Origin of the sequence: Desulfosporosinus nitroreducens, assembly GCF_023897015.1 — a bacterium.
Taxonomy (GTDB): domain Bacteria; phylum Bacillota; class Desulfitobacteriia; order Desulfitobacteriales; family Desulfitobacteriaceae; genus Desulfosporosinus; species Desulfosporosinus nitroreducens.
In genome coordinates this window covers 36,096-48,592 of record NZ_JAMHFY010000014.1, presented here as the reverse complement: position 1 = coordinate 48,592, position 12,497 = coordinate 36,096, and the positions used below count along the sequence as shown (strand labels likewise).

10 protein-coding genes and 1 pseudogene are annotated in these 12,497 nt (G+C 39.8%); 4 read left to right on the top strand and 7 right to left on the bottom strand.

What is annotated here, in order from left to right; genetic code table 11:
* Positions 1-138: 138 nt before the first annotated feature.
* Positions 139-1,416: a 4Fe-4S dicluster domain-containing protein gene (locus M8E35_RS15660; RefSeq protein WP_252470132.1), complete on the bottom strand. Its 1,278-nt coding sequence runs from the start codon at positions 1,414-1,416 to the stop codon at positions 139-141.
* A gap of 1,185 nt (positions 1,417-2,601) precedes the next feature.
* Entirely contained in the window at positions 2,602-3,345 is a 744-nt protein-coding gene (gene fabG / locus M8E35_RS15655) for a 3-oxoacyl-ACP reductase FabG (RefSeq protein WP_252470130.1), read from the bottom strand.
* A 350-nt stretch (positions 3,346-3,695) separates the two neighbouring features.
* Here fabG and M8E35_RS15650 point away from each other — a divergent pair, with 350 nt between their 5' ends.
* Entirely contained in the window at positions 3,696-4,163 is a 468-nt protein-coding gene (locus M8E35_RS15650) for a Uma2 family endonuclease (protein WP_309446475.1), read from the top strand.
* Positions 4,164-4,224: 61 nt separating this feature from the next.
* Here M8E35_RS15650 and M8E35_RS15645 read toward each other — a convergent pair.
* The 3 genes and pseudogenes from M8E35_RS15645 to M8E35_RS15635 form a co-directional block, all read right to left on the bottom strand.
* Positions 4,225-4,404: pseudogene (locus tag M8E35_RS15645) on the bottom strand (cupin domain-containing protein); the annotation flags it as partial.
* 303 nt (positions 4,405-4,707) lie between these two features.
* Positions 4,708-5,883: an SAM-dependent methyltransferase gene (locus M8E35_RS15640; protein ID WP_252470128.1), complete on the bottom strand. Its 1,176-nt coding sequence runs from the start codon at positions 5,881-5,883 to the stop codon at positions 4,708-4,710.
* Positions 5,884-6,229: 346 nt separating this feature from the next.
* Positions 6,230-6,583, bottom strand: coding sequence for a cupin domain-containing protein (locus tag M8E35_RS15635; protein WP_252470127.1), 354 nt, complete (start codon positions 6,581-6,583; stop codon positions 6,230-6,232).
* A gap of 168 nt (positions 6,584-6,751) precedes the next feature.
* Between M8E35_RS15635 and M8E35_RS15630 the strand changes: the two genes are divergently transcribed.
* From M8E35_RS15630 to M8E35_RS15620, 3 genes are all read left to right on the top strand, one after another.
* Entirely contained in the window at positions 6,752-7,978 is a 1,227-nt protein-coding gene (locus M8E35_RS15630) for an aminopeptidase (RefSeq protein WP_252470126.1), read from the top strand.
* Between the two features lie 82 nt (positions 7,979-8,060).
* A complete protein-coding gene (locus M8E35_RS15625; protein ID WP_289710867.1) occupies positions 8,061-8,579 on the top strand; it encodes a Uma2 family endonuclease in 519 nt (172 codons plus the stop codon).
* 546 nt (positions 8,580-9,125) lie between these two features.
* The gene (locus tag M8E35_RS15620; RefSeq protein ID WP_252470124.1) at positions 9,126-9,854 is read left to right on the top strand and encodes a GGDEF domain-containing protein; all 729 of its coding nucleotides are present in this window, start codon (positions 9,126-9,128) and stop codon (positions 9,852-9,854) included.
* Positions 9,855-10,140: 286 nt separating this feature from the next.
* On the opposite strand, the gene M8E35_RS15615 is transcribed toward M8E35_RS15620, so the two are convergent.
* Positions 10,141-11,316, bottom strand: a complete 1,176-nt coding sequence (locus tag M8E35_RS15615) for an AI-2E family transporter (protein WP_373887459.1) — start codon at positions 11,314-11,316, stop codon at positions 10,141-10,143.
* Positions 11,317-11,656: 340 nt separating this feature from the next.
* The gene (locus M8E35_RS15610) at positions 11,657-12,196 is read right to left on the bottom strand and encodes a hypothetical protein (RefSeq protein ID WP_252470123.1); all 540 of its coding nucleotides are present in this window, start codon (positions 12,194-12,196) and stop codon (positions 11,657-11,659) included.
* Positions 12,197-12,497 lie beyond the last annotated feature (301 nt).

Genomic DNA, 12,497 nt, shown 5'->3' with positions numbered 1-12,497 from the left:
TAAACCCTGCCCGTGCCCGTAATTGTTTCTGACATACTAAAAACCCCTCTCGAATTGTGTTAAGTGCCTCTCGACATGATCATCAACACCTTTCAAAAGGGGTTTCCTGGAAGCTCAGTTTAAAATTTTGATACTTTTTCATTTATAATTTTTAACTAAAGCCGCAAGATACTTTGACTTCATCTGTTCACTAGCCATGATTTGTTTGATGGGCGGCATTTTTAAGATGGCCCCCAGTATCGCTGCCATAGCCCTGTGACTGTAGAGAGCCCGGTTATCAAAAATAAGATTCTGAAGTTTCCCTTTTTCGATACTCAACAGCACGATGCGATGAACGGAATTTACTGGTGTAATAACTCGTCGGTTTCGGGGCTTAAGTTTTATTGATCCTCGGTTACAGGCTCTGACACAAACGCCGCACCCTAAACATATCTCCTCATCCAGCGTTGCCTTTTTGATTGCTTTATCATTGGTGTCGTTTTGTGAAACCATCTTTAAAGCTCCCACTGGACAGGCCAAGACACACCTTCCGCAGCCGTTGCAATTAACTTCCAAAATCTCTGGCAAGAAATTGGTAGTATTAATGGCATTTAAAGTTCCAAATTTCTTGATAGCCAGAAGACCTTCGCAACAGCAACCACAACAATTGCAAATAAAGGGTAACCCTTCCTGTTCGTTTTCCCCAATTTGAACGAGATTGTGGTCGTAAGCCTTTTCAAGCAAATCCATACATTCTAAAGCGCTGACTTCTCTGGCATGGCCATATTTTATTAGGCTTGAAGCGGCATTCCCAAAGGTCATGCATATCTCTGAGGGGGCATCACATGCTTTACCTAAATGGCTCATTTTATGCCTGCAATAACACATACCGATTCCTATTATAGCGGCTTTTTTAATAATCTCGCTCGTTCGTTCGTAATCCAGGATATATAAATTATTCACCGTGCTCAATGCTTGTTCATTCACAAAGATTCTTCCAAGCTTAGTTTCTGTAACAAATAAATCTCGCACGAAATCTTCTTCAACATTTAGGTATTGGTAAAACAACTCAGAAAGCAACCTCTGATCAAGGTCTTCTCTGATACGCATCAAGGAAAATTCAAAGAAACCAGCCATAGGCGGAGGTAAAATAAAGCTTCTCTCACCTTCCGCACTCTCAATATCAATCAACAAGGCCCGGGAAGCAAGATCTGTAAGTACTTTTTCGGTATCCTCTTTACTCATGCCTAAAGCCGCGCTGGCAGTCTGAATTGAGAAGGGTCTTATAGGCAACGCCGACATTACCCTCGCTTCCTTTTCATTCATTAAGACACTAAGTATCTTGAATAAATATTCGGAAGGTGGAGCTCCTTGAGGAAATTGATTAAGTCGTTCGTTCAATCGATGAAATCCAGATTTTATCGTTCTATGTGCCATAGCTCTCCTTACAGTAATTGTTTTTATATAATTATATTTCATAATGTAAAATAATTCCATATTTCTAGATATATTTATACAGTCGTGAGACTCCCACTTCTTCAAGTGGGAGTGGGCCCCCGTACTCTGCTTCGGCGGGGGTAGACTCCCACACCGAAGTCTCGATGTTCAACTTTAGTTGAACGAGTTCACTTTATTCCACTTGCTTTGCCATATTTTTTAAATTTTGTACATACTCCATTGGCAATTGGACCACATGAAAGCTTATTCGCCATTAATTCGGGTAGGAGGGTGCTCATAGAAAAAAGGCTACTCATTGAGTAGCCTTAAAAATTAAATCCCGCAAAGTTCCTCCAGAATTAATGGATACACGGCTCTAGATTAATCGTCAACCAAACTGAACCTATACGTTTTTCACCGGAGTAATATAGGGTTGTAGCAAAAACTCCTTACAACTACGAAAACAAAACGAGATAAATGTCACTCTGTAAACCAACTAGTAAGGGAATCTCAATACTTTGACCTAACTAAACGCAAACCAGTCAAAAACTAAGCTTTTAAGGTAATGAAACTAATCTGGACAAATCCTCCACTATTTCTTCAATTACTTTAGGTTCTAACCAGGAACAATCGAAAAACAGTCACTAAGGAGAAGATTTAGATTTCAGATCACTCAACAGTAACTTGAAAAAACCATACAACAATTAGGATAATCTTAGGACTAGACTTACCGAGCTCATCGACACGCGGACTCAAAAACGACTTTCCAACACGCTTTTCCCAAAGACCAAACTACTACTGACTTACTTCTATTAGTGAGAGGAACTTTGCGGGAAATCTTTCATTATAACAACAACAAAAACCACCCTTCTAGGTGGCTCCAATTCTTCGAAATTCAGCATCGACTTAATTAATTGCAATGCATAAACCTTCGATGAATCGAAACTTTACCTAGCACGCGACCAATAAGTTATTTTGCAAAACTGAATCTTTATAATCTCTTTATAGCTTCATTATAGCTGAAATCCGGTTCCTGTCAAGTGCCTTCAAGAAGTTTTTAAAATGCCTTGGTGATGTGTCTGAATCCGATAATGCAATTGTACAAAGAAGTATGCCCGCGCCTTTCAACATGGAGCATACTTCTCGTTTATCCTTAATTATAACCCCCGGCAAAGCAAGTTGTCATTACATCAAGAATCCTCCACAGACTTTGATACATTCACCATTAACAAAACTAGAGTCATCTGAAGCCAGAAATGATACCACTGAGGCAACTTCTGACGGATTTCCGGCTCTGGCTGCAGGACATAACATAATTGCCATCGACTTCATGGGTTCAGGCATGACCCTTGTCATTTCTGTATCTATTAGTCCTGGGGCTATCGCATTAACGGTGATATTTTTATTTCCCAGTTCTTTGGCAAGAGACTTGGTTAAACCAATCATACCCGCTTTAGAGGCGCTGTAGTTTACTTGTCCTGCATTACCCCAAGCAGATGTTGAGGAAAGGTTGACTATTTTCCCATATTCCTGTTTACGCATTTTGGCAACTACAGCCTGACAACAATTGTACACGCTAGTAAGGTTTACAGATATAACCGCATCCCATTGATCTTCTGTCATTTTATGAAACATAGCATCTCTGGTGATTCCTGCATTGTTTACAAGTATATCTACTTTGCCAAGTGTCTCATAGATTTTGCTAAATACTTCATTTACTTCGTTTCTATCTGCGATGTTACATTTCATAGGTATAACTCCATTTCCCCCAATGTCCAATTCCTTAACTGTTTGTTCCAGTTGTTCCTGGTTAATGTCCAAAGCCACTACTGAAGAAGCACCGTCTTCCAATAGCCTCTCTACAATGGCAGCACCAATACCTTGGGCCGCTCCTGTTACAACCGCCACTTTGTTTAATAATTTCGTCATAAGTTTTCCCTCCTTATTTCAGATGCGATTTGATAAACTTCATTTGTTAAACCTTCCATATCTTCCCTTGATTTCCTGCCAGAATCAATAGGAATAATCGAAAAAATCAGACCTTTAATTGTGCCAGTTCATCACTATACTTCTTTCGAGGTCATTCGAGACTCTTTCAACCCTCAAGACCATGTTTAACTTTGCAGTTCTAAGGCAATAACCCGTATTTAGACGGATTGATCAAATCATATGACTGGAGCGTTAGGATCTCAAGTATAAATAGTCCTTGTCCCAACAAGAACGATGTGTTACCATATTGATAGGGAATAACTGGAATTAGAAGGAGGTTTAATCCTTGAGTGATACTGCTCAGCGTTCTGGACAATTGTACACGTACCAGGATTACCTTACTTGGCCAGAAAGTGAGCGCTGGGAATTGCCGAGTTTATGCAGCCCCTTTCGATGTCCGCTTACCCCAGCTGCAAGAGAGCGACGAACAAACTTCAACCGTGGTTCAACCGGATTTAGTGGTAGTATGTGATAAGAGCAAATTAGACCATCGAGGCTGCAAGGGCAGTCCGGACCTGGTTGTGGAGATTACTTCTCCCTCCACTTTTCAAAAGGACCTGAAGAAAAAATTTATTTTGTACGAAAGAATAGGCGTTCTTGAGTACTGGATTGTTTACCCGGAGGAAAATACCCTATCTGTATTTCATCTTACCCAGGAGGGTAAATACAGCAGACCTGAAGTGTACACCGAGCAAGATTCAATTAAGGTTGGTATATTCGAAGATCTGACAATAGAACTTTCAGAAGTCTTTGCCTAGACAGAAACACAAAAACCACTGACATTTGCGTCAGTGGTTTTTTTATCCGCTCTTATCCATACTAAAAAGAAGCCGGGGTCATGGCCCAGATTCCTATGGCAACCTGATCTCCATGATTAAAAAAGCGCTGGGGAATTGTGCTGTCTAAATAAATACTGTCCCCTTCCCTCAACAAATATCCCTTGCTTCCAGCCACAACCGTCATCTCCCCATGAACAACAACTCCGCATTCTTCTCCTTTATGTGAGTTATTAGAAGCACCGAGGTCCCAAGTTGATCAGCATCTTTTTGCCCCTCAGGCCTTGGAACTCTTTCTCCGATCTCCCAATCAATTCCTTACCTTCGAACATAATTGAACCCTTAGAGATCACAGCGCTCCTTGCGGGCAGTAATCAAATTCTACACAAAAGAACAAGGTGTTTCGTGTCCATTTGACGAAGAGCACCTTGTTCCGATTGTGTAAAAGAGTTTCGAGGTTAACAACAACATCTGTTTCGAATTTCACGACGAACATTATCGAGTTCTTCCTCGGCACTTCAAACAATCAAGAATATATATTTTGACGAGTCATAGGCCACAAATTGTTTACTCCTTTTGTAAACAAGAGCTGATGAAGATCAAGATTACCGCAATGGAAGGAAGCTGCACAGGAACAGAGGTAAAGCCGCCACATCCGAATAAAGGTTTCATCTTTCATAGTCTGGATTAGTGCAAGAGACTTCTCAAAGTTTTCGGCCCAATGTTCCAGGGTTCGCGTATAGTGTTCGCGCATACTTTCTAAATCGATTAGATAAAACGAGTTCTCAGCTATATGGTTTACGAGTTCTTGAATGACTGGAATATACCCACCTGGGAAAATATACTTGTTGATCCAGCTATTCGTCCCTCCCTCTTCATATCCGGTAATAGAATGTAAGAGAGATGCTCCACCTTTATTCAAGAGGACTTGGACTGTTGAAAAATATTCCTTTATGTTTTCCTTTCCCACGTGCTCAATCATTCCAACACTTACGATCCTATCAAAGGTTCGGTTCTTTAATTCACGGTAGTCAATGAGCTGGACTTCGACGAGTTCTTGCAAACTCTCTTCTTGAATTCTCTCAAGAACTCGGGAATATTGTTCTGAACTAAGTGTAATTCCTAGAGCTTTAACCTGATAAGTTTTTGCTGCATTAAGAATAAGCTCACCCCACCCACAACCAATATCCAGTAAGGTTTGTCCAGATTGTAAGTTAAGTTTGCGTAAGATATGATCCACTTTGTTCTTCTGAGCCAAAGTCAAACTATCTTCGGGAGACTTAAAATAGGCGCAGGAATAGGTCATAGTCTCATCTAACCATAAACGGTAAAAATCATTTCCAATATCATAGTGATATTGAATATTCTCTTTGCTTTTTCTAATATTATTGGAAAAGATATTTACCAATTTGACGAACTTGTTTTTCTGATGGAGAAAGCTATCTTGGTTGTTAAAAAGAGATTCAATGACTTGTTGAATGTTACCTTCGATATCAATTTTCCTTTGCATGTACCCCTCGCCAAAAGCCAAGCTGGGATCGCTTATCATCTCTGATTTGGAAAGCGGTTCCTTAAACTTAATCCGGAACTGAGCCGCTCCGCCCCCATAATTCACCACATCCCCATCCCAATATTTTACTTCACAGGGATCGGAAAATAGATCTTTCATGAGATTTTGGAAAAATACTTTATCAAGATTCATTATCTATATGCCTCCGATTACATGATATTGTATTATTTGACGTAAGCATAATTACTATTCTGTTAGATTTATATTTATCCCAATCAAGTAATACATTATATTACGACATTGAGATTTTTTTCGCAAACTTTCGAGTTGTCTCTTTTTATTTTTCGCAGAGTAGATCCACCAATTATACTTATCGTGATGAGTTAGGCAATATCGCGCCCTTAAAAAAAAGTTCCCTCAAACTACTGTCCGAAGGAACCATAACATACAATATATAAATATCCAAAAACTCTGAAACCCCTTAATACCAAGCTACTTCGTTCCTACTACCTCAATATTCTCTTATTCGTTAGATTTTCTAGGCGAATAGGATTAAGGCCATAACCTCTAAATCAACTGTCCCTGTATTTTCAATCGAATGGCTTTCTCCATTTTTAGTAATGATCACATCTCCAGGTTTAACCGGCTTTTGGTCTCCGTTATCATTGACTAGGCCTTCCCCACTTAGAATAACATAGGTTTCAGTGTCTCCTACATGTTCATGAAAACCAATAGAGGTCCCAGGTTTTAAGACATTTTTAGCAAATAACCGACCTTTAGCATTAAATTCATTCTTTTCTGTTTCAAGAAAGTGTGTCATTTGAATTTCACCTTTCCCTCCACGGAAGTTAGAAACTATGTCTGTCCTTAAATCCTTTGAATGTTTTATCATATTCTTGCTCCTTTCTAATAAATTTAGAGAAATTATATCATAATCAGCGGTTAATATCTTCGTTCTCACGAAATCACTGCAGTAATGACTGTTTGTATTTAGCTAAAATTATATGATATAATTTTTTCCAAATTTAGGTTTCAATTAAAGCTAATTAAAGGAGTCTATATGAATAACAATTTACTGGGAAAATATGCCCATCTCATTGTAAAAACAGGTATAAACCTCCAAGACAATCAGACGCTTGTTATTTCTGCTCCTATCGAATGCGCATCATTTACTCGCTTGGTCGCTCAAAAAGCTTATCAAGAAGGCGCAAGGGATGTTGTGATTCAATGGAGGGATGAATTATTCTCAAAGATCCGCTATCTCCATGCTCCAGAAGAGATTTTTGAAGAATTTCCAGAGTGGCAAAAGGAATTTTACCTTTCCTATGTACATCAAGGAGCTGCTTTCTTAAGCATAGCTGCTTCAGACCCTGAGCTAATGAAAGATGTCAGTCCAGAAAGAATCACCAAGGCCCAAAAAGCAAGCAATACAGCCCTCAAAGATTATCGAGATCGGCTCATGAGCAACAAAAATACCTGGTGCGTTGTCTCGATACCGACAGCATCTTGGTCCAAGAAAGTCTTTCCACACCTTTCAGAGGAAGAGTCGATTGAAAAGCTCTGGGATGTCATCTTAAATACGGTACGTGCCGACACTGAGAATCCTATCGATTCTTGGGAAGAACATAAAGCTAATCTTAAAACAAGAATGGATTTTTTGAATTCTCTAGCCTTAACGTCTCTTCATTACAAAAATTCCTTAGGAACTGATTTAATAATTGAGCTTCCCGAAAATCATATCTGGCTGGGTGGTTCCGAGTTTACTCCTGAAGGTATAGAGTTTATTGCTAACATGCCTACGGAAGAGGTATTTACGTTACCTAAGAAAACAGGGGTGAATGGCAAAGTCGTCAGTTCTTTGCCTCTAAACTACAACGGAAACCTCATAGAGAATTTTTCTATGACATTTAAAGACGGTAAGATTGTGGATTTTAGTGCAGAAAAAGGCATTGAGACGCTAAAGACAATTATTGAGACAGATGAAGGCTCCCATTTTCTCGGTGAGGTCGCTTTGGTACCCTATGATTCTCCCATCTCAAATTCCAATATCTTGTTTTTCAATACTCTCTTCGATGAAAATGCCTCCTGCCATTTAGCATTAGGAAAAGCTTATCCTGTATGTATGAAAAATAGCGCGGATTTAACCCCAGAAGACTTTCCGAAACTGGGAATCAACGAATCGCTGGTGCATGTAGACTTTATGATCGGAACAAGCGATCTGGAAATCTCAGGGATGACTTCAGACGGTAACTCAATTCCCATTTTTAGAAACGGCAACTTCGCTTAGTTCCACCGGCAATTATGGCAACTCTCATCGCCTTATAAAAGAAATTAAACCATGGTATAATTTTACAAAGGAAGTGTTTTATTTGGAAGAAATACCATTGGAATTCGAGTTTGAACGATGGGAACGTATTGATAGTGTAATTTACGATATGACACCACCTCCCTCATCCCAACACCAAGCTATTGTGGGGAATTTATATGGTGAATTTTATACATATCTAAAAGGTAAACAGTGCAAGGCCTTTCCTGCACCTTTTGGGGTATGGTTGGATGATGAAAATGACAACTACGTTGAACCTGATATAACTCTGGTATGTGATCAATCAAAGATACATCAAAAGGGCTGTGTCGGGGTTCCAGACCTTGTGGTTGAGGTATTGAGTCCGTCAACAGCGTTAAAAGACAAACGAGTCAAATTAAGACGCTACCGGTTGTCAGGAGTACGCGAATACTGGATAGTCGATCCATTTAATAAGATCGTGGAAGTTTATAAATTTTCCGAGAATGTATTTACTGAACCAGAAGTGTACGGGAAAGACGAAACAATAACAGATGGAATATTTGATGACTTAGCTATTGACTTACGCAATATATTTGACTAAGAACATTCCCCTTCCCAACGCTTCCGTAACTTCCATAGGTAGACATCTTGAGGGTTACATGGGTACCTCCAAAAAGAAATCCCTTGATTAGAAGCTCTCGTTTGATTTCATAGAATTAAACAAGAGCTTCTAAATAGTATTAACTGCTTTCGGATGCTCATTAAAATGCTATCCAACCAAAACTATTCCACCTGATCACATGGCCCCTTAGCCCAAAGTGAATCTGCTAATATTACCCCGATTAGACCTGCCTTTTCTCTGCTAAAAGCCGTTCGGCGGCCTCTGGTTCTGTTATACCACCGGTTAAAATACCGGGATGGACAAAACTTCTTTAATAGCCTGACCTATTGGAGCAAAATATCCTTGCTCGGTTACCCCCGGTACTATAATTCTGAAAAGTCCTCAGCAATATAGGGTGCACCCCCATAAAAGGGCTAACAGTTTCCGTATTCTTAAGTGAAAGTAAACGCTATTATTCGTCATCATCTAGCATATATCTGTGATAAAGGTTAATTAAACCCATTTAAAGGAAGGTGCATTCTTGAGATGGCTAAAACTCTAAATGTTTTACAAAATTCCCCCCATACAATTTTGGCTGTACTTGGCGGTTGTATAGGAGTTTTAATATGTTTAATGTATACATTTCTTCCAACAGCATTACACTTGAATTTATTTGTTATAATCACTGTCATCCTTGTTGTCAAGGGATGGTTTTTGGGGTTAATAATTCGCAGATTATTCATCAACGGATACAGGGATACTCTCACTGGATTAGGAAATAAAAATATGTTTTATAACACCCTCAAAAATGAAATGACCCGTACACGAAGCAAAGACCTATGTCTAGCGATGCTGGACCTAGACAACTTCAAGCAAATAAATGATACCTTTGGTCACATTGCTGGAGATACTGTTTTAAAGAAACTGGCTGAAATATTAAAACAAAATACTCGAGGAACAGATTCTGTAGTCAGATGGGGCGGTGAGGAGTTTGCTATCGTAATGCCGCACACTAATATGCAAGGGGCATATGCACTACTGGAAAGAATCAGAATCATTATTGAATCCTATGATTTTGGTCCTCAGATTAACTCAAGGCAGATAACTTTCAGTTCTGGTGTGGTGTCCTCCATAAATTTGTCCAAAGTTATGCAAACGAAAACCTATGAGTTAAATCCGTTAGATCTCTTCGTTAACCTAGCCGACAAAGCAATGTATCGAGCTAAAGCATCGAAAAATACTGTCGTCAGATGGAATGAAGAGTATTGTGCCTAGGATTTTTGACCATGCTAGGTGAATCCGTTATGCAAAACAAAGGCTGTAGCTTGGGTCCTGCAATCTATCAGGACCCCAAGCTACAGCCTTTGCTGGTTTAATTATTTCTTTATAAATTCCGAGACACCCACTTATTCAAGTGGGTGTTCCTTATTCCACTTCGGTGACGATAATCTCCACCAGAGACTATCGTACTGGAGACTTATGCACCGAAGTCTCGATGTTCAGCTTTGGCTGAACAAGTTCAGTGCTTAGAGAATTTTCTAAGCACTGAACTAAAATACTGCTATTTGTCCAGATAGTCTTTCGTTTCCACCGGTAGTCCCTTGGCTTTCAAGCGCGCTTCCACAATCTCTTTGATGATGGAATAGATAAGCACAAAGAGCGGCACACCGATAATCAGTCCGATAAATCCAAAGAATTTACCCCCTATAAGGATTGCAAAGAGAATCCAAAAAGAAGAGATGCCCAAGGAGTCTCCAAGGATTTTCGGTCCGATGACATTCCCGTCCAGTTGTTGCAAGATAAAGATGATGATAAGGAACCAAAAGGCCATGATCGGCGATTCAAAGAAGATGATGATCACTGAAGGAACAGCTCCGATGAAGGGACCGAAGAAAGGGATGATGTTAGTAACCGTAATGATGAAAGTAACCAGCAAGGTGTAAGGCATATCCACGATGGTGAGGATGATAAACGCTAATAATCCGATAATCAAGGAGTCGAGGATTTTTCCACCAAGAAATCTGCTGAAGATTATTTGGCTGCGTCTTAAAATCTCGAGGACTTTGTCTGCATTCTTTACGCTGAAGACACTATAGTTGAGTTTCTTCGCCAAACTGATGAACTGCTCTTTTTCTGCCAACAAGTAGATAGAGATGATGATGCCGAGAAATACGTTCCAAACGGAGAGAGCGGTGTTTCGAAGAAAGGAAAGCGCTATGGGAACCAGGTCCTCTGCAACGTTACTAATGAAGACCGCCAGCTCGTCCAAGCGTTTATTGATGAAATTGACGACCTCCGATGGAAGCAGAATATCGTCAGACAGATACTTGATGTATTCCGTCGTGGAGCGGACATATTCAGGGATGTTCCGAACAAGCCCGGTGATGCTCGCGACGAGCTGTGGGAAAATAAAGGCGAGGAAAAGATACACGAAAAAACTCGAAACCAGATAAGCTAGGAAAAGGGACAAAATATGGAACCACGGTTCTTTAATTTTTTTCATGGATGGAATCTTTCCTAGCTGCTTTTTAAAGAAGTTTAAAAGGAAGTTCACGAGATAGGCGATAACGAAACCGTAGATAAATGGGTAGAGAGCGGAAAGATAACCCGCCAATACTCGGGTAAAGTTGTCCAGTCCCGACATGACAAGAAAGAACAGGATGCTGGAAGCAATGACAATGAAGCTGTACATCGCGATGGTAGTGTATTTCCTATTCCAATTACAATTTAAATCCACATTAACCTCCAATAATTTTGTTTGTGACTAATGCGATGCAACTATCCAGGAATGTTTAAAAAGCAGCTTGAAAGGGTCCAATTCTTCTTTGAAGACTTTCACCATTACTAAGCTTATCTAAATATACATTTTTTTATATATCATTGACAATAACTAAACTAGTAAAACAGCATAAAAGACCTGTCGAAGGTCTTTTATCAATAGCTTTTGCTGATATTTGGATTTTGAAATCCTTATGATGCGGAATTTTTGGATGATGATCTAATTAGTGAACCAATCTGCTCTAATAAAAAGCAGTCGACCCCAGCCGACTGCTTTTTACTAGAGTAGGTATGAAATATTAGTAATGAGGGTCCTCCTCCTTTGGCACTAGACGAAATCCCCATTCATCCCATCGCCAGACAGTGGTTCGGACCTGGCTAAATGGGTCTAGTTCGTAGCGTTCTCCAGCTATCTTACGGTATTGCCCTTCCTCGACGACTAATTCAAAAAGTTCGTCCTTATCAATATCCTGTATTTTGAACGAGACAATTGGGCTGTCAAGGTCAGATGAACACCAGACTTGCCTCATCTCCTTGTCCTTTAATCGGTATACAAAAAGGTGGTTCTTGCAGCTGGCATCCTCACTAGTTAGCCAGAAAGGTTTGACAGATCCAAAGCTGCCTGTTTTCCATAGGGTTATCACTAAATCGACCGTTCCGTCATTGTTGACGTCCCCCAAGACAAAGTTGTCAATGCGCCAGTCACCCGGCGACTGCCAGAGAACCTGTCCTTCTTCCTTAATTGTTAGGCAATCATCCACTAGAAGGTACTCCTCGGTCATCCCGTCACAGTCAAGGCGCAGGCAGCCGCCATAGTTGTACTGATATGCGCTGTCCATGGATGGCCGAGTGTCCCTGTAGCCAAGGATGTCAAGAAGGAACCTTTTAGAAAATATGTAACGAAAAGTTATATTTTCTGACTGGTATAAGATTATCCATCAATATTCTCTTCTCTCCTTCTCCATGTTTCCTGAATATTCCTGCTGCAATTCAGGTTAAATATGTTGATTTCTTTTCTTACCCCTCAATGAACTCGTTCAACTAAAGATCAAAAATAACTAAATATCAATATTTCTAATGCCCTTGACAATATCTTCAAACAGTGTATTATTGTATTAAGCTGTTAATACAATAATACAA